27 protein-coding genes, 1 tRNA gene, 1 other RNA gene and 1 pseudogene are annotated in these 22172 nt (G+C 68.5%); 16 read left to right on the top strand and 14 right to left on the bottom strand.

Annotation, left to right across the window (positions count from 1 at the left end; all coding sequences use genetic code 11):
* Nucleotides 1–8: 8 nt before the first annotated feature.
* From QE428_RS13015 to QE428_RS13000, 4 genes are read left to right on the top strand one after another with little or no spacing between them, the layout of a single operon-like run.
* Nucleotides 9–212: a hypothetical protein gene (locus QE428_RS13015; protein ID WP_091354225.1), complete on the top strand. Its 204-nt coding sequence runs from the start codon at nt 9–11 to the stop codon at nt 210–212.
* Nucleotides 213–221: 9 nt separating this feature from the next.
* The gene (locus QE428_RS13010) at nt 222–611 is read left to right on the top strand and encodes a TadE/TadG family type IV pilus assembly protein (RefSeq protein ID WP_091354221.1); all 390 of its coding nucleotides are present in this window, start codon (nt 222–224) and stop codon (nt 609–611) included.
* Nucleotides 586–1053: a TadE/TadG family type IV pilus assembly protein gene (locus QE428_RS13005; RefSeq protein ID WP_307469977.1), complete on the top strand. Its 468-nt coding sequence runs from the start codon at nt 586–588 to the stop codon at nt 1051–1053. Before QE428_RS13010 ends, QE428_RS13005 begins: the two co-directional genes overlap by 26 nt.
* Nucleotides 1050–1460: a pilus assembly protein TadG-related protein gene (locus QE428_RS13000; protein WP_307469974.1), complete on the top strand. Its 411-nt coding sequence runs from the start codon at nt 1050–1052 to the stop codon at nt 1458–1460. The genes QE428_RS13005 and QE428_RS13000 overlap by 4 nt, the downstream gene beginning before the upstream one ends.
* Before the next feature lie 7 nt (nt 1461–1467).
* Here the strand turns inward: QE428_RS13000 and QE428_RS12995 are convergent.
* Nucleotides 1468–2743, bottom strand: a pseudogene (locus QE428_RS12995) (MFS transporter).
* A gap of 26 nt (nt 2744–2769) precedes the next feature.
* Here QE428_RS12995 and prfB point away from each other — a divergent pair.
* The 8 genes from prfB to smpB all read left to right on the top strand — a co-directional run bounded on the left by prfB (nt 2770) and on the right by smpB (nt 9379).
* Entirely contained in the window at nt 2770–3882 is a 1113-nt protein-coding gene (gene prfB / locus QE428_RS12990) for a peptide chain release factor 2 (RefSeq protein WP_065570373.1), read from the top strand.
* A 114-nt stretch (nt 3883–3996) separates the two neighbouring features.
* Entirely contained in the window at nt 3997–4818 is an 822-nt protein-coding gene (locus QE428_RS12985) for a DUF4397 domain-containing protein (RefSeq protein ID WP_307469972.1), read from the top strand.
* Nucleotides 4819–4839: 21 nt separating this feature from the next.
* The gene (locus tag QE428_RS12980; protein WP_307469969.1) at nt 4840–5484 is read left to right on the top strand and encodes a class F sortase; all 645 of its coding nucleotides are present in this window, start codon (nt 4840–4842) and stop codon (nt 5482–5484) included.
* The gene (locus tag QE428_RS12975; protein WP_091354202.1) at nt 5481–6062 is read left to right on the top strand and encodes an RNA polymerase sigma factor; all 582 of its coding nucleotides are present in this window, start codon (nt 5481–5483) and stop codon (nt 6060–6062) included. Before QE428_RS12980 ends, QE428_RS12975 begins: the two co-directional genes overlap by 4 nt.
* Nucleotides 6049–6810, top strand: coding sequence for an anti-sigma factor domain-containing protein (locus QE428_RS12970; RefSeq protein WP_091354198.1), 762 nt, complete (start codon nt 6049–6051; stop codon nt 6808–6810). Before QE428_RS12975 ends, QE428_RS12970 begins: the two co-directional genes overlap by 14 nt.
* A gap of 57 nt (nt 6811–6867) precedes the next feature.
* Nucleotides 6868–7926, top strand: a complete 1059-nt coding sequence (gene ftsE / locus QE428_RS12965; protein WP_091354195.1) for a cell division ATP-binding protein FtsE — start codon at nt 6868–6870, stop codon at nt 7924–7926.
* Nucleotides 7923–8837 (top strand): permease-like cell division protein FtsX, encoded by a 915-nt coding sequence (ftsX, locus tag QE428_RS12960; protein ID WP_307469958.1) that lies wholly within the window; start codon nt 7923–7925, stop codon nt 8835–8837. The genes ftsE and ftsX overlap by 4 nt, the downstream gene beginning before the upstream one ends.
* 65 nt (nt 8838–8902) lie before the next feature.
* Nucleotides 8903–9379 (top strand): SsrA-binding protein SmpB, encoded by a 477-nt coding sequence (gene smpB, locus QE428_RS12955; protein ID WP_091354186.1) that lies wholly within the window; start codon nt 8903–8905, stop codon nt 9377–9379.
* A 3-nt stretch (nt 9380–9382) separates the two neighbouring features.
* Here the strand turns inward: smpB and QE428_RS12950 are convergent, their stop codons facing one another.
* On the bottom strand, nt 9383–9601 hold the full coding sequence (locus QE428_RS12950) for a hypothetical protein (RefSeq protein ID WP_307469953.1): 219 nt from the start codon (nt 9599–9601) through the stop codon (nt 9383–9385).
* The gene (locus QE428_RS12945) at nt 9598–11067 is read right to left on the bottom strand and encodes an SDR family oxidoreductase (protein WP_307469950.1); all 1470 of its coding nucleotides are present in this window, start codon (nt 11065–11067) and stop codon (nt 9598–9600) included. The genes QE428_RS12950 and QE428_RS12945 overlap by 4 nt, the downstream gene beginning before the upstream one ends.
* A gap of 41 nt (nt 11068–11108) precedes the next feature.
* Between QE428_RS12945 and QE428_RS12940 the strand changes: the two genes are divergently transcribed.
* Together QE428_RS12940 and ssrA are read left to right on the top strand one after the other, a co-directional pair.
* Entirely contained in the window at nt 11109–11516 is a 408-nt protein-coding gene (locus QE428_RS12940; protein ID WP_307470746.1) for an NUDIX domain-containing protein, read from the top strand.
* 117 nt (nt 11517–11633) lie between these two features.
* Nucleotides 11634–12005, top strand: a transfer-messenger RNA (tmRNA) gene (gene ssrA / locus QE428_RS12935).
* A 60-nt stretch (nt 12006–12065) separates the two neighbouring features.
* On the opposite strand, the gene QE428_RS12930 is transcribed toward ssrA, so the two are convergent.
* The gene (locus tag QE428_RS12930) at nt 12066–12638 is read right to left on the bottom strand and encodes a hypothetical protein (protein ID WP_307469948.1); all 573 of its coding nucleotides are present in this window, start codon (nt 12636–12638) and stop codon (nt 12066–12068) included.
* A complete protein-coding gene (locus QE428_RS12925; protein ID WP_307469946.1) occupies nt 12635–13459 on the bottom strand; it encodes an inositol monophosphatase family protein in 825 nt (274 codons plus the stop codon). Before QE428_RS12925 ends, QE428_RS12930 begins: the two co-directional genes overlap by 4 nt.
* Nucleotides 13460–13574: 115 nt before the next feature.
* Here QE428_RS12925 and QE428_RS12920 point away from each other — a divergent pair.
* Nucleotides 13575–13647 (top strand) — tRNA-Lys (locus QE428_RS12920).
* Between the two features lie 77 nt (nt 13648–13724).
* Here QE428_RS12920 and corA read toward each other — a convergent pair.
* The 9 genes from corA to QE428_RS12875 form a co-directional block, all read right to left on the bottom strand.
* Complete coding sequence (gene corA, locus QE428_RS12915) at nt 13725–14723, bottom strand: magnesium/cobalt transporter CorA (RefSeq protein WP_307469943.1); 999 nt, start codon at nt 14721–14723, stop codon at nt 13725–13727.
* Between the two features lie 291 nt (nt 14724–15014).
* Nucleotides 15015–15227 carry a DUF2945 domain-containing protein gene (locus tag QE428_RS12910; protein WP_091354169.1) on the bottom strand — a complete coding sequence of 71 codons (213 nt, stop codon included), beginning with the start codon at nt 15225–15227 and terminating at the stop codon, nt 15015–15017.
* A complete protein-coding gene (locus tag QE428_RS12905; protein WP_307469940.1) occupies nt 15215–15817 on the bottom strand; it encodes a DUF2238 domain-containing protein in 603 nt (200 codons plus the stop codon). Before QE428_RS12905 ends, QE428_RS12910 begins: the two co-directional genes overlap by 13 nt.
* Nucleotides 15814–16632, bottom strand: a complete 819-nt coding sequence (locus QE428_RS12900) for an endonuclease/exonuclease/phosphatase family protein (RefSeq protein WP_307469938.1) — start codon at nt 16630–16632, stop codon at nt 15814–15816. Before QE428_RS12900 ends, QE428_RS12905 begins: the two co-directional genes overlap by 4 nt.
* A complete protein-coding gene (locus tag QE428_RS12895) occupies nt 16629–17420 on the bottom strand; it encodes a glycosyltransferase family 2 protein (RefSeq protein ID WP_307469935.1) in 792 nt (263 codons plus the stop codon). Before QE428_RS12895 ends, QE428_RS12900 begins: the two co-directional genes overlap by 4 nt.
* Nucleotides 17421–17423: 3 nt before the next feature.
* On the bottom strand, nt 17424–18338 hold the full coding sequence (locus tag QE428_RS12890; RefSeq protein WP_307469932.1) for an ABC transporter substrate-binding protein: 915 nt from the start codon (nt 18336–18338) through the stop codon (nt 17424–17426).
* Between the two features lie 38 nt (nt 18339–18376).
* Nucleotides 18377–19099 carry an ABC transporter permease gene (locus QE428_RS12885; protein ID WP_307469930.1) on the bottom strand — a complete coding sequence of 241 codons (723 nt, stop codon included), beginning with the start codon at nt 19097–19099 and terminating at the stop codon, nt 18377–18379.
* Nucleotides 19096–19773 carry an ABC transporter permease gene (locus QE428_RS12880; RefSeq protein WP_307469928.1) on the bottom strand — a complete coding sequence of 226 codons (678 nt, stop codon included), beginning with the start codon at nt 19771–19773 and terminating at the stop codon, nt 19096–19098. Before QE428_RS12880 ends, QE428_RS12885 begins: the two co-directional genes overlap by 4 nt.
* A 7-nt stretch (nt 19774–19780) precedes the next feature.
* Complete coding sequence (locus tag QE428_RS12875; RefSeq protein ID WP_307469925.1) at nt 19781–20617, bottom strand: ABC transporter ATP-binding protein; 837 nt, start codon at nt 20615–20617, stop codon at nt 19781–19783.
* A 135-nt stretch (nt 20618–20752) separates the two neighbouring features.
* On the opposite strand from QE428_RS12875, the gene QE428_RS12870 reads away from it, so the two are divergent.
* Complete coding sequence (locus QE428_RS12870; RefSeq protein ID WP_307469922.1) at nt 20753–22168, top strand: NAD(P)/FAD-dependent oxidoreductase; 1416 nt, start codon at nt 20753–20755, stop codon at nt 22166–22168.
* The last annotated feature ends 4 nt before the right edge of the window (nt 22169–22172 follow it).

The following is a 22172-nucleotide window of genomic DNA, read 5'->3' as shown; positions in this document are numbered from 1 at the left end:
AGATCACCATGATCCATTCCACCCTCGTACGACTGCGGACCGCGTGGGGAACCGTGCAGGCGGACCTTCGAGACGATGAGCGCGGAGATGTGCCCGGCTGGGTGCTGATCACGCTCATGACCGCCGGGCTCGTCGTCGTCATCTGGGCACTTGCGGGGCCGGCGCTCGCGCAACTGTTCCAGCAGGCGATCGACCAGGTCTCGAGCTTCTGAGGCTCTGAGATGCGGCGGCTGCTCTCCGAGGAGCGCGGATCGACGCCGGTCGAGTTCGTGCTCGTCGGCGTGCTGTTGACCGTTTTGACCCTCGGAGTGCTCCAGCTGGGGCTCGCTGTCTACGTCCGGAACGTCGTCCACGATGCCGCTGTCGAGGGCGCCTACCACGCTGCTCTGGCGGATGTGGAGACGTCTGCCGGCGCCGCCCGGGCACGAGAGGTCGTCGATCGTGCGGTCGGCGGTGGGTTCGTCGAGAGCGCGACCGCGACGGAAACCGGTGCCCTCGGGTACGAGACGGTGTCGGTGACCCTGACGACGCGGTTGCCGTTGATCGGTCTCCTCGGCGTCCCGCACGGGTGGGAGGTGACCGTCCATGCGCCCGCGGAGAGCTTCGACTGAGCGCCTCCTCGGCGACGAGGCCGGCTCGGCCGCGCTCGAGTTCATTGTCGGCGGCGTCATCCTGCTCGTGCCGATCATCTACCTCGTCGTGACCCTCGGCATCATCCAGTCGCACGCTCTCGGCGTCGAGTCAGCCTCCCGGCATGTCGCTCGAGCGGTCGCGTCCGCGGAGAGCGTCGAGGATGCCGATGACCGTGCCGCCGCGGTTCTGGACTCCCTCGTGACCGAGTACGACCTCGACCGCGACACGCTGGCGGTCGATGTGTCTTGCGTGGGCGACGCCGTCACCTGCCCCACCGCGGGCGCCATCGTGCGGGTGACGGTCTCCTCGTCGGTCCCGCTTCCGCTGGTCCCACCGGTCCTCGGTCTCGACGACGCGGCCCGGGTCGGGGTGGAGTCTTCCTCGGTGCAGAAGGTCTCGCGGTATTGGACGGACGGATGATCCGGCGCGATGACCAAGAGGGCAGCATCCTGCTGCTGACGATCGGCTACGCACTGCTCGCCCTCGTCCTGATGTTCGTGACGGTCGACGCGACCAGCCTGTACCTCGCGCAGAAACGCACGCAGGCGACGGCGGATGCCGCGGCTCTCGCCGGTGCCGATGGTTTCACCCTCGACGTCGTCGACGGCGAGCCTCGTGCGGAGCTGACGGACGGGGGAGTGCGGGAGCAGGCGCAGGCGATCGTCGCCACCGAGCCTGATGCGAGCATCGTCTCCGCGAGCAGCCCCGACGGGGTGTCCGCGCGGGTCGTCGTCAGCTCGATGTGGCGTCCGCCAATATCGACGCTGTTCGTCCCCGAAGGCATCACCCTGCAGGCGACGGCGACGAGTCGCACCGCGCTCGAATAGCGCCCGGTCAGCGTCCCGCGTGGGGGAGGAACCTCGGCAGCCAGCGGATGAAGGCCACGGCGCCGAGCAGCCCGATCACGCCGACCGCGCCGGCCGCGAACGACAGCGACGAGACAGCCGTGATGCCCGTGACGATCAGCGGGGTGGTGGCGCCACCGGCATCCGTCAGTGTGCGCCACGACCCGAGGAACGGCGCCGGATCGTCCTTCGGCGCGAGATCCGCACCGATCGTCAGCAGGATGCCGCTGGAGAGGCCGTTGCCCACGCCGAGCACTGCCGCGAACATCGCGAACCACATCTCGGCGCTCGCGCTGTCGTGCGTCACCGAGAGGGCGAGGAAGCCGCTGCCCATGAGGAACCATCGCCGGAAGAGCCGCCCACAGCCGTCCGAAGCGGTCCATGACCTGACCGCTCGCGTAGAAAAGGGCGAAGTCGAGGGCGCCGGAGATACCGACCACGAGGGCGATCGACTGCGCGTCCAAGCCGATCGACACTCCCCACAGCGGCAGGACGACCTGACGCGCCGATCGGACGGCCGAGAGGCTCGCCGCCGCGAGTCCGACACGCGACAGCACGCGCCGGTGCAGCCACATCGTGCGGAACACGCCCACCCGCTCTGCGACCGGGATCGAGCCGGTCACGGGTTCGCCCGAGTCCTCAGCCTCGTGACTGCGCACGGTCTTCGCGACGAACTGCTTCTCGGGGTCGGGCCCGAACGTCACCAGGACGATGAGGGCGACGAGACACACCGCGAAGAACCAGATCGTCGACCGCTCGTCGCCGAAGAGTCCGATGAGCGCCGCCGCGATGAAGGGGCCGGTGAACATGCCGAGGCGGAAGGTGCCGCCGAGAAGGGACAGCGCACGCGCGCGGAACATCACGGGTACGCGCGTCGTCATGAAGGAGTGGCGCGCCAGGCCGAACGCCGCGGCGCACGAACCGATGAGGAACACCGCGCCCGCGAAGACCGGCAGGGACGGCACCAGCGCGGCAGCCAGCGAGACGACGAGCGCCACGGAGCCCGCGATCATCATCGTCACCCGCTCGCCGACCCGGGCGACCGCCCAGCCCGCGGGCAGGTTGCCGACCAGCTGTCCGATGACGAGCAGCGAAGCGATGAGTGCCGACAGTGCGACGTCAGCACCCAGGTTGCCTGCCAGGATCGGGATGAGGGGCAGTACGGCTCCCTCGCCGATCGCGAAGAGGACGGTCGGCGCGTAGACCATGGGTCCGAAACGCCAGAGCACCTCCCGGGCAGTGGGGGAGTCGGGTCGGTCGGTCATCGCCATCCACGTTACTCTGGAGTGTCATGCTTGAATTCGATCCGTCTGCGGACATCCAGGCCCTCCGTTCCACCTTCGGTGAGATCAAGGCGGTCGTCGATGTCGACGCGCTCACCGCCGAGATCGCCCGTCTGTCCGACGAGGCGGGCGCCCCCGACCTCTGGGACGACGTGGAGAAGGCGCAGAAGGTCACCAGCGCCCTGAGCCACCGACAGTCCGAGCTGAAGCGCGTCACCGAGGTCGAGCAGCGACTCGACGACGTCGAGGTGCTCGTCGAGCTCGCGCAGGAGATGGACGACGAGGACTCCGCCGAGGAGGCTCGTCGCGAGATCGCCGATCTCGAGAAGGTCATCAGCCAGCTCGAGGTGCAGACGCTGCTCGACGGCGAGTATGACGACCGCGGCGCGGTCGTGACGATCCGTTCGGGCGCCGGCGGCGACGACGCCACCGACTTCGCTGAGATGCTCATGCGCATGTACCTGCGCTGGGCCGAGCGCCACAAGTACTCCGTCAAGGTGATGGACACGTCCTTCGCCGAAGGCGCGGGCATCAAGTCAGCCACGTTCGAGGTCGACGCCCCCTATGCCTACGGCACGCTCTCGGTCGAGGCCGGCACGCACCGACTCGCTCGCATCAGCCCGTTCGGCTCGGCCGACAAGCGTCAGACGAGCTTCGCGGCTGTCGAGGTCATCCCGGTGATGGAGGAGGCCCAGGAGGTCGACATCCCCGAGGGCGACATCCGGGTCGACGTCTTCCGTTCCTCGGGTCCCGGTGGACAGTCGGTCAACACGACCGACTCCGCCGTTCGCCTCACGCACCTTCCGACCGGCATCGTCGTCTCGATGCAGAACGAGAAGAGCCAGATCCAGAACCGCGCTGCCGCCATGCGGGTGCTCCAGACCCGCCTCATGCTGCTGCAGAAGGAAGAGGAAGCGGCCAAGAAGAAGGAGCTCGCCGGAACCATCACGGCGAGCTGGGGCGACCAGATGCGCTCCTACTTCCTCTACGGTCAGCAGCTCGTCAAAGACCTCCGCACCGGCCACGAGGTCGGCAACCCCGCGGTCGTCTTCGACGGCGACCTCGACGGGTTCATCGCGGCCGGCATCCGCTGGCGCAAGCGCAAGGACGACGACGACTGATCCGCCGCGGGCGGTCTGCAGGATTTTCCATCCACCTGCATCCATAACGGGCGTCCCGCAGGAATACCTCTGTGACAGCGCGAGCAGCTCGCGCCGGATCAGAAGGAGTTCCTCATGCGCAAGACACTCTCTGCGGGCGTGGCTCTCGGTGCCGCCGTGGCCCTCGCGGCATTCACCCCCGCCTCGGCCGCCACGGCGGACAACGCGGACCTGTCGGTCCTGCACGCGATCCCCGACACACCCGTCGACGTTTACGTCAACGGTGATCTGACGATCGACGACTTCCAGCCCGGTGATCTCGGCGGACCGCTCGAGCTGCCCGGCGGCACGTATTCGGTCGCGCTCACGGCGGCGGACGCGACCGACGACTCCGACCCGGTGCTCGGCCCGATCGACCTCACCCTCGAGGCGGGCGGGAACTACACCGCCGTGGCCCATCTGGATGCTGCCGGTGAGCCCGCGGCGAACCTGTTCACGAACGACACGTCGAAGACGGCCGCGGGTGAGGGACGTCTGACGGTCCGCCACGTCGCCGCGGCTCCGGCCGTCGATGTGCTGGCCGGCGGAGAAGCCGTGATCAGCGGTCTCGAGAACCCGAACGAGCAGTCACTCGACCTGCCCGCCGGCACTGTCAACGCGTCGGTCGCCCTGGCCGGGACGACGGACCCCGTGATCGGACCCGCCGATGTCGAGGTGGCCGAAGGTGTGCTCACGATCGTCTACGCCTGGGGATCGGCCGAAGCCGGCAACCTCGCGCTGGCAACTCAGACCATCGACGGTCTGCACTCCGGCCCGGGCGGCGTGAACACCGGCTCGGCCGGTCTCGTCGCCGAAAACGGTACCGACGGGTGGGTGTTGGCCGGCGGTGCCGCCCTGATCGCCGGACTCATCGCGGGCGGCATCCACATGACGCGCACTGCCAAGGTCCGTCGCTGAGATCCCGGCGAGGATCACCGCATGCGCCGCCTGCTCGTCATCGCCGTCTCGCTCACGGCCATGATGCTCGCGGCCTGCGCGCCGGTCTCGGAGGCGGGTCCGCCCCCTTCCGAGGCCGGCCCCGGCGCGACCGGGACGGTCTCCCCGACGCCTGCACCCCCCTCACCGCAGGTGTCCGTCCCGGTCGCTCCGGCTACCCCGCGGGCCGCCGCCGACTCGCCCGCACCCGAACGGCTGACGATCCGCTCCCTCGGCGTCGACATGCCCGTCGAACCCGTGGGCGTCGCGGACTCCGGCGAGATGCAGATCCCCGAGCGCCCGACCACCGCCGGGTGGTACCGGTTCGGCTCGGCCCCCGCTGACGGTCAGGGGACGACCGTCGTCGCCGCGCACGTCGACGACCGCGCGTACGGCATCGGACCTCTCGCCGCGTTGCGCGACGTCCGCGTCGGCGATGTCGTGACCGTCACGGATGCCGACGGCGCCGTCACGGAGTACGTCACCGAATCGGTCACCTACATCCCGCGCGCCGAACTCCCCGTCGATCGCCTGTTCACCCGGGAGGGTCGGCGCACGCTGGCCGTCATCACCTGTGGTGGTGATTTCGATCAGCAGACCCGCACCTACAGCGATAACGTGGTGCTCATTGCACGGGCGCAATCGTGAGTCTCACCGAGCCGCGGCTCGCTGCACGGAAGGAGCCGGCCGTCGACGACGACAGTGAACTCGCCATTCGCTTCGCGGCCGGTGATGACACGGCGGTGAAGGCCATGTACGACCGCTGGTCGCGCATCGTCTACACCCTCGCGGTCCGCTCGCTCGGAGACACCGCCGAAGCCGAGGACGTGACCCAGCGCACCTTCGTGTCTGCATGGACGTCGAGGTCATCGTTCCGGCCCGGCCAGGCGCCGCTGGGTGCGTGGTTGCTCGCGATCGCGCGCCGCCGGATCGCGGACGCTCACGAGGCGCGAGCACGCGCGACCCGCCTGGAGGAGGCGCTCAAGGCCGTGGTGCCCGAACAGACGGTGGAGCATGACGTCTCGGATGCGATGGTCGTCGCCGACGAGGTGTCGCAGCTCGAACCGGATGCGCGCGCCGTTCTCGCTCTCGCCTTCTACGAAGACCTGACACATCAGCAGATCTCCGAGAGGCTCGGCATGCCGCTCGGTACCGTGAAGAGCCACATCCGCCGAAGTCTCACCCGCCTGCGAACCCGATTGGAGGCGCACCATGTCACATCTTGACCCCGAGGTCGCCGCCCTCCTCGCAATGGGAGAGCAGCCGTCGGACGCTGACCGGCGCCACCTCGACGCCTGTGCGGACTGCCGCGCGGAGGTCGACTCGTTCGGCCGGGCCGTGCTCGCGGGTCGCGCATCGGGAGCAGGCGAGCCGCTTCTGACACCCCCGGACCGCGTCTGGGAGTCGATCCGTTCCGAGTTGTCGCTGTCGACCCCCATGCCGGACGACGGGGGACAGGACGATGCCGATTCGGCCCCGGCATCCGTCGGCGCGTCCCGCGGCTCCCGTTCACACCTCGCATCGCGCCGCAGGCGGGTCAGCCGCCGACCGGTGTTCTTCGTCCTCGCCGGCGCCGCGGTCGCGGTGGTGGCCATCGTCGCCGGAGTGTGGGCGTCGGGCGGCATCGTTCCGAAGGCCGACGTCATCTCCGAAGCGCGGCTGGACGGACTCCCCGGCTGGTCGGGTGCGGGCGGCGAGGCGCTCCTCGAGCGCGTCGACGGACACGATCGCGTCGTCATCGACCTGGCGGCATCCGTTCCGGACGACGGGTACCGCGAAGTCTGGCTCCTCACCGCCGACGCGAGCGACCTCGTCAGCCTGGGGACACTCGACGGCTCGACCGGGACCTTCGATGTGCCCGACGCGGTCGATCTGTCTCGCTTCACCGTGGTCGACATCTCGCAGGAGGACGTCGACGGCGACCCCGGGCACTCGGGCGATTCCATCGTCAGGGGAACCCTGTCACCCCCCTGAGTGATCGGGAGTGTCGCTGACGGGTGCCGGCGGCTTCCCGCTTAGGCTCGACTGGCCATGATCCGCTTCGAAAAGGTCTCCAAGAAGTACCGCGGCACCAGCAAACCCGCTCTCAGCGACGTCGAGTTCGACGTCCAGCGCGGGGAGTTCGTGTTCCTCGTCGGCGCCTCGGGCTCGGGCAAATCCTCGTGCCTGCGCCTCATCCTCCGGGAGGACACCGCGTCCGACGGCCGTGTCGTCGTCCTCGGACGCGACGTGCGTGGGCTGAGCACTCGCAAGGTGCCGTACTTCCGTCGTCACATCGGGTCGGTCTTCCAAGACTTTCGTCTCCTGCCGAACAAGACCGTCTTCCAGAACGTCGCCTTCTCGCTGCAGGTCATCGGCTCGAGCCGCGCGTTCATCCAGCAGTCCGTGCCCGAGGCCCTCGCGCTCGTCGGCCTCGCGGGAAAAGAGAAGCGCCTGCCGCACGAACTGTCCGGCGGTGAGCAGCAGCGCGTCGCGATCGCGCGGGCCATCGTCAACCGCCCGCAGATCCTCCTCGCCGACGAGCCGACCGGAAACCTCGATCCCGGCACGTCGGTCGACATCATGCAGTTGCTCGCGCGCATCAACGCCGGCGGCACAACGGTCGTCATGGCCACGCACGAGGCGGGCTTCGTCGACCAGATGCAGCGCCGCGTGATCGAGCTGCGCGGCGGTGTCGTCGTTCGCGATGAGCGACACGGCGGGTACGGCGACACCTCCGGTCTCCCGGTCCTGACCCCCGAGACGGTCAAGGGCGCCGCGGCCACCGCTGCGCTGACAGCGGTCCTCGAGTTGCAGAAGCAGATCGCTTCATCGGGTGACACCGGCGACGTCGAGCCGCTGCCGGAGTCCGTAGAGCCGCCCGCGCCGCAGCAGGACGCCGTGCTTCCGGCCGTCCCGGTCGTGCAGGACGAGCCCGTGGCGCCCCAACCGCGCCACGAGGACCGGCCGGCCGCCGAGCCCGATATCGGCACCCGCGGCATCCCGATCACGCCTGCGGACATCGATCTGGCAGACATCGACGGCCTCGGTGCCGCCGACCGGCTGGGACTCGGACGCCGTGACGACGACGAAGTGGGGCCGACCGCATGAGAGTCCGTCTCGTCCTCGGCGAAGCGCTCACCGGCCTTCGCCGCAACGCCTCGATGGTGATCTCGGTCATCCTCGTCACGTTCGTCTCGCTCACCTTCGTCGGCGCTGCGATGCTCATGCAGATGCAGATCGCGAAGATGCAGGGCTACTGGGCCGAACGCGCACAGGTCGCGGTCTTCATGTGCCGCGACGGCTCGACGCAGACGACATGCAGCGACGGCGAGGCCACGGAGGAGCAGCTGAAGGAGGTCGCCGACAAGCTGGACAGCCCCGCGCTGAAAGACATCGTCCGCAGCGTCCGCTTCGAGACGCGCGACGAGGCCTACCAGAACGTCCTCGACCTGATGGGTCAGGACTACAAGGACTTCATCACCCCCGCCCAGCTCAACGAGACCTACTGGGTGAACCTGACCGACCCCACGCAGACGGACGTCATCGACGAGGCGTTCAGCGGCATGAGCGGCGTCGAGGAGGTGAAGGACCAGATGGAGTACCTGCAGCCCCTCTTCTCGGCACTGACGATCGCCACGTACATCGCGGTGGCGATCGCAGGCCTCATGCTCGTGGCGGCCGTCCTCCTCATCGCCACCACGATCCGCCTGTCCGCCTACGCGCGGCGCAAGGAGCTCGGCATCATGCGGCTCGTGGGGGCATCCAATCGGTTCATTCAGACCCCCTTCGTCCTCGAGGGCGTCTTCGCGGCGTTCATCGGGTCGGCGCTGGCGAGCGTAGCCATCTGGTTGGGTGTGCAGTACGGGGTGCGTGGTTACCTGGTCGATGAGATCGACTTCGTGACCACCTGGATCGACGGACGCGATGCTCTCCTGGTGATCCCCGTCATCGTGGGGCTGGGACTCGTCCTCGCCGCTTTGTCGGCGAGCTTCGCGATCCGCAGATGGCTGCGCACCTGAACCGGCGCCTCCGCTAGACTGGCAGGCCGGCCGCGCGCGGAGTGCGGCCGCGTCGAGGAGTCAACATGCCCAGGGAACGCGGAGAGCAGGTCATCGCGACCAACCGTCGCGCGCGCCACGAGTACGCCATCGAGAAGACGTACGAGGCGGGCCTCGTGCTCACCGGAACCGAGGTCAAGTCGCTCCGGCAGGGGCGCGCGAACCTCAGCGACGGCTACGCGTTCATCGACGGAGGACAGGCCTGGCTCGACGCCGTGCACATTCCGGAGTACTCGCAGGGTCATTGGACGAACCATTCGACCAAGCGCACCCGCAAGCTGCTCCTGCACAAGGACGAGATCATCAAGCTGTCCCATGCGATCTCCGCGGGCGGCTACACCCTGGTTCCCCTCAAGCTCTACTTCTCCGACGGTCGCGCGAAGGTCGAAATCGCCGTGGCGAAGGGCAAGCGGGAGTTCGAGAAGCGTCAGACGATCCGCGAGCGCGAGGACAAGCGCGAAGCCGAGCGCGCCATGCGCGGCCGCAACCGTCTGGGGGAATGACCCTCACGGCCGCCGGAGGCGTCGCCGGGGTTCCGGCGGCGGGGGAACGGCCTTCGCCGCGATGATCGCACCGCGCGGGATGCGCACGGTTCCGCGGACGCCGTCGACCACGACGAGGTCCGCCTCGACGCTGACGAGCGGACCCAGAGCGTCGGTGGCGCGTCCATCCGGCAGCACGTAGCGCACCACGACGCGGGATCCGGGTTCGGGAAGAGAGATCACCAGCGGCTGGGGGCGTAGTCCTTGAGGAAGACGCCGAACACATCGTCACCGGCCTCACCCCGAACGATGGGGTCGTAGACGCGCGCGGCACCGTCGACGAGGTCGAGCGGTGCGTGGAAGCCCTCTTCGGCGAGCCGGACCTTCGTGGGGTGGGGGCGCTCGTCGGTGATCCACCCGGTGTCGACGCTCGTCATCAGGATGCCGTCGGATTCGAACATCTCGCGTGCGCTCGTGCGGGTGAGCATGTTGACCGCTGCTTTGGCCATGTTGGTGTGAGGATGCCCCGGCCCCTTGTAGCCGCGTTCGAAGACGCCCTCCATCGCGCTGACGTTGACGATGTAGGTGCGCCGCGCCGGGCTCGCAGCGAGGGACGGCCGCAGCTTCGACACGAGCAGGAACGGAGCGGTCGTGTTCGCGAGCTGGACCTCGAGCATCTCGAGGGGGTCGACCTGCTCGACGCGCTGCACCCAGGAGTTGGAGTGGTCGAGGTCGGGGATCAGTCCGCCCGCATCGATCGCGGTCCCGTCCGCGAGGCGGTCAAGCGAGGTGGATCCGGCGGTCATCGCCTCGCGGGTGAGGATGTCCGCACGGTCGGCTGCGGCAGCCAGGATCGGATGGGCGCTCACGGAGCGCTCGAGGGCCTCGGGATGCCGGTCGTTCGTGTGCCCGAAGGTGACCAGTGCGGGGAGTGGACCGTCGGGCAGTGGTGCGAGTTCGGCGTCGATGAGCGGCTGGTAGGCGCCGGGGGAGCGCCTCACGGTCTGGGTGGCGTTGTTGATGATGATGTCGAGCGGACCGTCCGCGGCGACGTCGTCGGCGAGAGCGATGACCTGTGCGGGGTCGCGGAGGTCGATGCCGACGATCTTGAGTCGATCGATCCAGTCCGCCGAGTCGGGCAGCGCGCGGAAGCGGCGCACCGCGTCACGGGGGAACCGGGTGGTGATGGTCGTGTGGGCGCCGTCGCGCAGCAGGCGCAGCGCGATGTACATGCCGATCTTCGCTCGACCGCCGGTGAGGAGGGCGCGGCGACCCGTCAGGTCGGTGCGTGCGTCGCGCTTGGCGTGGCTGAGGGCCGCGCAATCGGGGCAGAGCTGGTGGTAGAAGGCGTCGACGACCGTGTACGGCTGCTTGCAGATGTAGCACCCGCGCGCTTTCTTCAGCACGCCGGCGATGGGCGCGGCGGTTCGCGCCGCGATGGGGATGCCTCGGGTCTCGTCATCGATGCGGTCGGGTGCGCCGGTCGCCGTCGCATGGACCACATCGCGGTCGGCGTCGGCGATCGCCTGGCGGATCTCGCGCCGCCGCTCCTTCTTGGCCGCCTTGAACATGGCGGCGGTCGCCTGTCGGACCGTGATGAAGTCCGGATGCGTCTGGGGGAGGGACGACAGCGTCGCGAGGACGCGGAGCGTCGTGGCGAGGTCGTCGGGATCGATCCCGGGTTCGTCGGGCAGGGCGTCGGGGAGCACATGAGATTGTACGTCGGCCCGACTGTTAGCGTTTTCGCGTGATGCTCCCCGACGCCGGCTCCGCTCCGTCCATCCGCGTCTCGGCGGCCGTGATCCGTGACGACGCCGGCAGGTTGCTGCTGGTGCGCAAGAGCGGCACGAGCGCCTTCATGCAGCCCGGCGGCAAGCCGGAGCCGGGGGAGACACCGGCCGAGACGCTCGTCCGCGAACTGGGCGAGGAGCTCGGCGTGGCGGTCGGGCTCGAGGATCTCCGAGGGGTCGGTGTCTTCCGCGCGGACGCCGCGAACGAACCGGGTCACGAGGTCGTCGCGGACGTGTTCGAGGTGTCGCTCGGGGGGCAGGTGCCGGTCGCTGCCGCGGAGATCGCGGAGCTTCGATGGGCGTCGCACGGCGATGCCGGCAGGATCGAGATCGCGCCTCTCGCCGCCGAGTATTTCCTCGCCGAGTGATCCCGACACGAGCGGTGGCGACACGAGCGGTGGTAGTCTGGGATGCTCGGACGCTCCGGCATCCGAGATATGACAACTCCACAGTGTGACAACGGTCCATACGCCGCCAGGCGTCTCGGGGATGATCGGTTTCGACATCGCCTGTGACTCTGCGGGAAGCGGGCCGAGGATGCAGGGTTATCTCGTAAACGATCTCTGCGAACCAATAACTGCCAATAAGAAGCAGTCCGACTTCGCCCTCGCTGCGTAAGCAGCCAGCTCGAGTCCGTCAGTCCGTGAGTGATCCCCTCACGGTCCCTGGCGTCATCTAAGGGATCTCGCTGCGTGGCGTCGCCTGAGCGTCACGCGGGACTTTTTCAGGCTGGGCTCGTCGACTTATGTGTCTGTACTAAAGGTCGGAGCCGAGCAGAACGCCTCTTACAGACTGCGCCCGGAGAAGACGCCGTCTCTCAGCGATGGACGGGGGTTCGATTCCCCCCATCTCCACGAACCGTTGTCACGGAGTACAGCCCCCGGTCCGTTCGCGGATGCGGGGGCTTCGTCGTTCCCTCAGCCGAGGTCGATCAAGTCGAGACCTTGTCTCGTGTCCGAGACCTCCACCCATCCGTTGCGGAACAGATAGGTCATCCCATACCCCTGGTCGTCCAGGCGCAGGGCTGCCGACGGATCCTCGGTGATCATCGTGCCGCGAGGATCGTCCTTGCGGAGCCATCCTTCCGTTTCCAGAGCGGCCTCCGCCGCAGACGCGTCGGCCTCGCTGATCGGCGACCACCCGAAGAGGATGAGGTCGTCGTTCGTGGGGGAGCCGAAGTCCCCCCAGGTGCACGCGATCCCCTTCGGCAATTCGAGGTCGAGGATGACGAACGGATCCTCCCGTACCGTCCACCCCGTCGAACCGAACGTCTCGACGGTGTCGGGAGAGAGCATGTTCTCGCAGGTGACGTCGTCCGGATCGATCTGCGCCGGCCCAGGTCCCGCGGTCGACGACGCCTGCGGCGTGCCGTCGGAAGGAGCGGCGCTGGGGGCGCCCCCGGGCACGCAGGCGCTGAGCAGGACGACCGAGCCGACCGCGACGAGGGCGGCGATCCCGGCCGCCCGCAGACGTGCGGAAAGGAGCGTCACGTTCGCAGCATCTCCAGGAAGGAGTCGTGCAGGATGCCGTTGGTCGCCAGCGACGACCGGGCGTCGAGTCGCTCCCCGCCGTCGATGTCGGTGAAGCGACCGCCGGCCTCGATGATGATCGGGACGTGAGCCGCGATGTCGTACTCGCGGACGTCGAACTCCGCGACGAACTCGAGGCGTCCCTCGGCGAGGAGCATGTACGGCCAGGCGTCGCCGTACCCACGGTCCCGCCACACGGCGCGCGTGAGGCGCAGAAGAGCGTCCGTGCGACCCGCGGCATCCCACTGACCGATGCTCTGGAAGCTGATGCTCGCGTCGCCGAGCGAGGTGACGTCCGAGGTCCGGATCGGGCGGGTCGCGCCGTCGGCGGTGCGCGTCCACGCACCGGACCCCGTGGCGCCCCACCAGCGGCGGGAGATGGCAGGCTGGCTGACGACTCCGACGCGCGGGGCGCCGTCGATGACGAGGGCAATGAGGGTCGCCCACATGGGGATGCCCTTGAGGTAGTTCGCGGTGCCGTCGATCGGATCGATGATCCACTGGCGGCGAGTGTCGCCACTCGTGCCGTACTCCTCGCCGAGGATGCCGTCGCCGGGACGCTCCGCGGTCAGGAGGTCGCGGATGGCGCGCTCCGTAGCGAGGTCAGCCTCGGTGACGTGTGTGGCATCGGCTTTCGTCCTGATCTCGAGATCGGGTGCGTCGAAGCGTTCCATCGAGACGTGATCCGCGGCATCCGCGAGGCGAAGGGCGAGCGCGAGGTCGTCACTGAGGTCGTCGCCGAAGGGGGCTGTCCAGTCCGTCGAAGAGGGAGAGGGCGTCACGGTGTCCAGGATACGGCGTGCACCTGAGTGCGCCGACGCGTGCAGGGTGCCTCGATTGGCGCGGGACGCAATCGTGATGCTAGTGTTGACCCTCGGTTCGAGTTCTTCGAATCACGCACCTCTAGCTCAATCGGCAGAGCAACTGACTCTTAATCAGTGGGTTCCGGGTTCGAGTCCCGGGGGGTGCACGGACGGCCCCGATCACTCTCGCCAGTGATCGGGGCCTTCTGCTTTTCCGCAGTCTCCTCAGACGCCGGAGGTGCCGTCAGAGCCAGTGTTTGCGCTTGAACACGACGTAGAGCGCGACGGAGCTTGCGACCATCAGGCCGAGAGCCATCGGGTAGCCGTACGTCCATCGGAGCTCGGGCATGTTCTCGAAGTTCATGCCGTAGATCGTTCCCACCAGGGACGGGCCGAACAGGATCGCCGCCCACCCGGAGATCTTCTTCACCTGATCGTTCTGTTCGAGTGACGTGTCGGTCTGACGCTGGGTGACGAGGGTGGAGTGCACCGTCAACGCGTTCTCGAGGATGGAGCGGAACGCCACGATCCGCTCGTTGAGGCGGATGACGTGATCGAGGACGTCCCGCAGCGACCGCTGGAGTTCGATGTCGACCCCGTACTTGTCCGATCCCTGCAGCAGCCGTTGCAGCATGTCGTCGAGCGGGAGCGTCGACTTGTGGAGCGCGATCACCTCGCGAGCCAAGCCGTAGATGCGCTGCGAGAGGCCGGCATCCGATCCGCCGAAGAGCACCTCCTCGATCTCGTCGATGTCGTTCTCCACGCCCGCGGTGACCGGCGCGTACTCATCGACGACCTGATCGAGGATGGCGTAGAGGATCGCTTCCGGCCCCATGCGCAGGAGCTCCGGCTGCTGCTCCATCCGGGCGCGTACCTGAGCGAGATCGGGCGAGTCCGCTTGCCGCACCGTCACGACGAAATCGGGGCCCACGAAGACGTGGAGCTCACCGAACGCCACCGACTCCGTCCGGTCGTCGTAGCGTGCCGGCCGAAGGACGGCGAACAGGACATCGCCGTACCGTTCGAGCTTGGCGCGCTGATGACCGGTCAAGGCGTCTTCGACGGCGAGCGGGTGCAGCGAGAACTCCGCAGCGACAGCGGCGACCTCGTCCTCGGTCGGGCGGTACAGCCCGATCCAGGCCATCCCGTGATGATTCCGCATGTGCTCGAACGTCTCGCTGAGATTCGAGGGGTCTGTGATGCGATGGCCGTCCACGTACACGGCGTTGTCGACGATGGGCATGGGACGATTCTCCGTCCTCGAGGGAGCGGATGCCGTCGCCGCGCTCGCGTGCCTCAGCCCAGATGTGGGCGCAGGTCCCGCTCGACGGCATCCAGGGTGTCCGGAGTCACCCGCCATCGTGAGGCATCGGAGTCTTCGAGCGTGATCTCATAAGCCCCCACGACGCGGTCAGGCGTGACCGTACGCTGCCGTCAGACTCCCTCCGCCGAAGGTGAGCACTATCGAGAAGCGCCCATCAGGTGGCCCGCGACGGCGCCGATGAGATCGCCGGTCGTATCAGGCGTCATCGCGTCACGACGAGAGTTTCCGCAACGCGGAACCCTTGTGCGCTGCTTTCGCGCCGGTCTTCTCGGATTCCACGATGAAGGCGGGCTCGTCCGATGAGGCGGTGAAGTCCTGACCATCGAAGGTGAAGTCGCTCGTCTTCCGCTCGGTGACGGTGCCCTGCGTCCGTCCCTGCGACGTGTTCCAGCTGACGCGATCGCCCTTCTTCAGATCTGCCATGTCTCTTCCTCCTTGTTCACCGCGACGAGCGCGGACCGGTCGATGGTGACGCGAGTGAGCACGATGCCCGTCAGAAGCGAGCCGAGCCCGCCGACGGCCATATCGCCGATCGTGTCCTGGTACGTGACGAAGATGTCGGGAGCCAGGTAGGTCTTGCCGAGCCATTCGACCATCTCCCACAGGGCGCTGATGGCGAGCCCGATCGTGGGGACGAGGACGACAGTGCCCCGGCGGGAGAGCGTCGGGGGCACCACGCCGACGCGCTGCACGAGCAGAAGCACCATTGCTGCGATCAGTCCGGTGGCGGCGAAGTGCACGACGAGGTCCCACCAGGGGATCGATCGGTACAGATCGAGGACGTTGCTCCAGGCCGCGACGGTGACCGTGGCTCCGTAGAGGAGATCGAAGCCCGGTCTGGCAGCGATTGCTCGGGGGATCAGAAGTGCGGGCAGGGCGAGGGCCAGGATGCCGGCATCCGTCGGAGTCCACCAGATGGCGGCGGCCAGCACGCTCACGAGACCCAGGAGGCGGACGCCGTCGGCCATCCACTCCGTCGCGGTGTGGGCCCGGCGAAGGGGATCGTGTCTCATCTGGGCACCTCGATCGCCGCGTGGATCGCCAGGTGATCCGACGGCGCGATGCCGTCCTCTCGCCGAGCATCGATGCCGATGCGTTCCACCGCGATGCCAGGACTCGTCAGGATCACGTCGATCCGTGCTCCGCCGCGGATCGGGTCGCGGTATCCCGTGTACGTGCCGAACTCGGGCGTCACCCGCTCGTCCGCCGTGGCCCAGGCATCCGTCAGGAGATCGTCTTTCAGAAGCGCACGCTGAGTCGCCGAGTCCACTCCGGCGTTCAGGTCACCCGTCACGACGGCCGGGAAGCCGAGACGCCGGACCTCGTCTCGTACAGCGTCGGCGCCGCGCAGACGGGAACGAGCGGAGAACGGATCCAGGTGGGTGTTGATCACTGCGAACCGTGCGCCGGTGGTCCGATGCCGGAAGACCCCGACGACCATGATCCGGGGGAGGAGGTTGCCCCACGAGCGGGATCCCGGGAGCTCCGGGGTGTCGGAGAGAGCGAGCTGTCGTGTCGCGACGAGCTCGAGTCGCGCAGTGTCGAAGAAGATCGGACAGCCTTCGCCCCGTCCTCCGCGTCCGCGTCCCACGCCGATGCGTGTGTATGACGTTCCCAACGACTGCAGGATGTCGCGAGCAGGTGAGGGCAAGACCTCCTGCGTGGCCAGCACCGCCGGGGCCTCGCGGGCCAGCATCCGCATCATCGCCTGCCGGCGACGGTCCCAGCTGTCAGCGGGAAGGGAGAGAAAGTGGGGGAGGGGACGGCGCACGTTGAACGTCGCGAGGTGAAGGAGACCCCCACCGACATCGCCGAGGAGAGGAGTCATGTCCGCTGCTCCCCGGGACCGCGATGACGGCGTGCGCGGCGCAGGACAGAGCGGGCCACTCGGACAGGCGCGAAGTCCGCGGGCCAGTGCGACACGACCGTACGGAAGCCGCGGACGATCCGCCGCCGGAAGGCCGATGCGGAGGCGAACGGCCGCATCGAGATACCCATTCCTGCCTCGGGGACGAAGCGGATCCGGTGGTGTTCACCCAGGTGGAACGCGAGGTCGAGATCGTCGTGTAGTTCCGGATCGCCGCGGTGCACCGCATCACTGACCCGCCTCCACGCGCTGCGACGCATCGCCAGGTTCGACCCGAAAAGAGGGAGGTGGCCCAGGGTGGGGGTGAGAACCAGTCCGTAACTGCCGAGGTACGCCGCGGCCAGGGGTCGTCGGAGCGGGCGAGGGCCGTCGATGAACCGAGCGCCACCGGCGAAGACGTCGACGTCGGGTCGTCGATGGGCGACGGTACTCATGGTCTCGATCCACGATGCGGCCGGCACGCAGTCCGCGTCGAGCCGGAGGATCAACTCACCCTTCGCGGCGTCGTAGCCGGTCGCGGCGGCGGCGGGGATCCCGGGCTGGGCGCACGCGACGACTCGGGCCCCGCCCTCACGCGCGACACGGGCGGAATCATCGTCCGAGCCGTTGTCGACGACGACGATCTCGTCGGCCGCACGTGTCTGCAGAGCGAGGGCCCGCAGGCATCGCCGGAGTCCTTCGGCGTCGTCCTTCACGGGGATGACGACGCTGACGGATCGGGTGGTGTCCTGCGGGCCCTCGCCTGTCATGACTCAGCCGAGGTTCTCAGCGATCCAGTCCTTGGCGATGTCCGCGCTCGAGCGCTGTCCGTCGGTGGACTCGACGTTCATGGCCACGAGCTCCTCGGGGCTCATCGCCGCGCTCACCTTGTTGATGACGTCCGCGATCTCATCAGCCTTGTCGGCGTTGGCGATGGGGACCACGTTCGCGGCGAGGAAGAGTCCCTTCGGGTCCTGGAGCGTGACGAGATCCTCGGTCTCGATGCGCGGGTCGGCGCTGTACACGTTGGCCACCTGGATGTTGCCCGCGACGAGTTCGTCGACGGTCGTGTCGGCGGTCGCCTCGAACTTGGCGTCGACGCCGTACACCTTCTGGAGGTCGGTGAAGTAGGGGCGCTGCTCCAGCTCGGGCGCGCCGCCGAACGTCAGATCCGTGAGGCTGGCCAGGTCGCCGATCTCGGTGAGGTCGTTCTCCTTCGCGAATGCAGCGGTGACGTTGTACGAATCCTGGTCGGTCGCCGGCGAGTAATCGAGCGCCGTCAAGTTCTCCGGCAGCACCTTCTCCATGGCTGCGTAGACCTCGTCGGCCGATCCCGCCGTCGCCGACTTGTCGTAGTACTGCAGCAGGCTGCCCGTGTACTCGGGGAAGAGATCGATGGAGCCGTCCTCGATCGACGGCATGTACGCGTCGCGCTGTCCGATCGCGAACTTCCGTTCGACCGTGAAGCCGTCGCTCTCGAGCACCTGCGAGTAGATCTCGGCGATGATCTCGTTCGACGGGTACGACTGCGAGCCGACGACGATCGTCTTCGACTGGTCTCCTCCGCCGTCGTTGCCGTTCGAGCCGCTGCCCTCGAGGGAGTCGCTCGAGCCGCAGGCGGAGAGGGCGACGATGGCGACGGCAGCGAGGCCGACGGCTGGCAGGATGCGGGTGCGTGTGATGGACATGGATGCCTCCGGGTGGGGTGGTGGTCGGGACGTCTGGGTCAGGTGGTCGGAACGGCCGTGCGCCGGGTGCGGCGACGCGCAGGGGAAGCGTGCTGGACGGCGACGCCGCGGGGCACGACGATGCGCTGGAAGAGGGCGAAGATCCCGTCCAGTGCGAGGGCGAGGATGACGACGACGATCGACGCACCGAGGATCTGGGCGGCGTTACGGGTCTGGATGCCCTGGATGAGGGCGAAGCCGAGACCGCCCAGACCCACGTATGCCGCGATGGTGACCGTCGCCACGACCTGCAGGACCGCTGAACGGATGCCGCCGATGAGCAGGGGCAAGCCGAGGGGGACCTCGATCTTCCACAGGATCTGCATCGGCGTCATCCCGACGGCGCGTCCCGCCTCCACGGTGGACCGGCTGATCGCTTCGACGCCGGCGTAGGCCCCAGCGAGGATCGACGGGATCGCGAGGAGGACGAAGGCCACCACCGCGGCCTGCTCCTTGAAGTTGACGCCGATGACGAGGTACAGGAGGACGACGAGACCCAGCGAGGGGAGGGACCGGGCGGCTCCCGAGAGGAACACGGCGATCTCACGGCCCTTGCCGGTGTGGCCGATCGCCCACCCGGCGGGGATCGCGATGATCGCGGCAATCGCGACCGAGCCGAAGGTGAAACCGAGGTGCTGAAGGACAGCCTCCCAGAGGGGGAGGTAGCCGGTGGCCCGGTCGGGGGAGAAGATCCACGCGAAGGCCTCGAGGAAGACGTTCATGCCGTCACCTCCTCCGCGCGTGCACGCTCGCGGGGCACTCGTGTCCGGCGGGTCCACGGCATGAGCGCACGCCCGGCGAGCACGAGGACGAGATCGATCACGAGAGCGATGGCCACGACGGCCAGGACACCCGCGAGCACTTCGGGGATGATCCGCCGCTGCGATCCGTTGGTGAAGAGGTACCCGAGGTTCTGCACCCCGATGAGTGCTCCGACCGTGGCGAGCGAGATCGTCGAGACCGCGGTCACCCGCAGACCCGCGAGCATGACCGGGCCGGCGAGCGGGAAGTCCACCGTCCAGAAGCGCTTGACCGGCCCGAACCCGACGGCCACCGCCGCGCTGCGGACCGCGGCATCCACCGATGCGAGGCCGTCGGTCACGGAGCGCGTCATGATCGCGACCGCGTAGATCGTCAGGGCGACGACGAGGTTCGTCTCGGAGAGCAGACCGATGCCCGTCGTCGCGCTGATGAGGGCGAACAACCCGAACGAGGGGATCGTGTAGAGGATGCCGACCACGCCCAGCAGCGTGCCGCGGAGCCTCGTGAACCGGAACGCCGCCCAGCCGAGGGGGATGGCGATGACGAAACCGAGGACGATCGAGATAGCGCTCTGTCGGAGATGGGCGAGAGTCAGCTGTCCGATCAGGTCGAGGTTCTCGGAGACCCAGTTCATCCGGGCGTCACCCTTCGTCACCCGGCGCGCCCGGAAGAAGGACGCCCTGCGTACGGCCGGACCCGTCGACGAGCACCGTGCCCCGGTCGGTCTGCTTGGCGTGGAAGGCCCGCGCACCGCGGTCGGCGCCGATGAAGCTCGCGACGAACTCGTCGGCGGGGGCCTCGATGATCTCCGACGGCGTCCCGCGCTGCGCGATGCGAGCGCCCTTCTGGAGGATGACGACCTGGTCACCCAGGAGGAATGCTTCGTCGATGTCGTGGGTCACGAAGACGATCGTCTTGTCGAGTTCGCGCTGCAGCCGGATGACCTCAGCCTGCAACTCTTTGCGCACGATGGGGTCGACCGCCCCGAAGGGCTCGTCCATGAGCAGGATGTTGGGGTCCGCGGCGAGTGCGCGTGCGACCCCGACGCGCTGCTGCTGACCGCCCGAGAGCTGCGCGGGATAGCGGTCGGCGAACGCCGTGTCGAGGCCGACGACCTCCATCAGGTCCAACGCGCGACGCCGGGCGCTCGCGCGGGTCTGGCCCGTGAGCACCGGCACGGTCGCGATGTTGTCGGCCACGGTGTAGTGGGGGAGGAGACCGGCGTTCTGGAGGACGTAACCGATGCTGCGACGCAACTGCACGGCGTCACGCGAGCGGATCGACTCGCCGTCGATCGTGATGTCGCCGGAGGTCGGTTCGATGAGCCGGTTGATCATTCGGAGCAAGGTCGTCTTGCCGCAGCCGGAGGATCCGACCAGCACCGTCGTCTTGCGAGCCGGCATCTCGAGGGAGACGTCGTCGACGGCGGCTGCTCCGTCGCCGAATCGCTTCGTGACGGATCGGAATTCGATCGCCATGGGGGTCCTTTCGGCCGGTGCTTCAGCAAACCACAGACCTCCGACATCCCGGCAGTCCCGGGCGTCCATTGACGTCATCTGCCCGATATGGCAAGGGGCGGCCTCGGGAGGCGTCCGCTCGGTACGGTGTGGGGCATGACCACACGCGAGTACGACCTCATCGTCATCGGAGCCGGCCCTGTCGGCGAGAACGTCGCCGACAGGGCGGTGCGCGGCGGATTGTCCGCCGTGATCGTGGAGAGCGAACTCGTCGGCGGCGAGTGCTCGTACTGGGCGTGCATGCCGTCGAAAGCGCTTCTGCGGGCACCCGCCGCTCTGCGCGCCGCCCGAGACGTCGCGGGCGCTGCCGAGGCGGTGAGCGGGGGCGTCGACGTCGCGGCCGTCCTCGCGCGACGCGACCGGATGGTGCACGACTACCAGGACACGTCGCAGGTCGAGTGGCTGGAGAGCGCCGGGATCGATCTCGTCCGGGGTCACGGCCGCCTGACGGCGGAGAAGCAGGTCACGGTCGAGGCTGCCGACGGGTCGACGACGGTACTCCGCGCGCGCCACGCGGTCGCCGTGTGCACGGGCTCGGCCGCGTTGCTGCCCGACATCCCCGGACTGCGGGATGCCGCGCCGTGGACGAGCCGCGAGGCGACCGGCGTCACCGACGTGCCGTCCTCCCTCGTCGTGCTCGGTGGCGGCGTCGTCGGGGTCGAGATGGCGACCGCGTTCGCCGCATTCGGATCCGAGGTCACGGTGATCGCCCGGTCGTCCCTGCTGGGCGGCCTCGAGGACTTCGCCGGCGAGGCCGTGGGCACGTCGCTCACCGCTGCCGGCGCGACCGTCCGCACCGGCGTCGGGGTCACCGGCGTCGAGCGTGCCGAGGACGGCGTGACAGTGTCGCTCGACGACGGGTCGACGGTGCGTGCCGAGGAGATCCTCGTCGCTACGGGTCGGGTGCCCCGCACCGAGGACGTCGGGCTCGACGTCGTCGGGCAGAAGGCCGGAGAGTGGATCGAGGTCGACGACACGCTCCGCGTCCCCGGCAGCGACTGGCTCTACGCCGTCGGCGATGTCAACCACCGCGCGCTTCTCACTCACCAGGGCAAGTACCAGGCGAGGATCGCTGGTGACGTCATCGCGCGGCGCGCCGCCTCAACCGACGTCGACACCTCGGCCTGGGGACCGCTCGCAGCGACGGCCGACCATACCGCCGTGCCGCAGGTCGTGTTCACCGACCCCGAGGTCGCCGCCGTCGGGCACACCGAGGCATCCGCGCGAGCCGCCGGCATCGCCGTCCAGGTCGTCGACTACGACCTGTCCTGGGTTGCCGGGGCCAGTACCCACTCGGACCGCTACGAAGGCATGTCGCGGGCCGTCATCGACACCGAGCGGCGCGTCCTCGTCGGAGCGACGTTCGTCGGACCCGACGTCGCCGAGCTCCTGCACGCCGCGACCATCGCGATCGTCGGCGAGGTCCCGCTGGAGCGGTTGTGGCACGCTGTCCCGGCGTACCCGACGGTCAGCGAGGTCTGGCTCCGGTGGCTGGAGTCGGCCGGACTCTGACCCG

This window comes from Microbacterium sp. SORGH_AS_0505, assembly GCF_030818715.1.
Taxonomy (GTDB): Bacteria; Actinomycetota; Actinomycetes; order Actinomycetales; family Microbacteriaceae; genus Microbacterium.
This window is presented reverse-complemented; position numbering and strand designations above follow the sequence as displayed.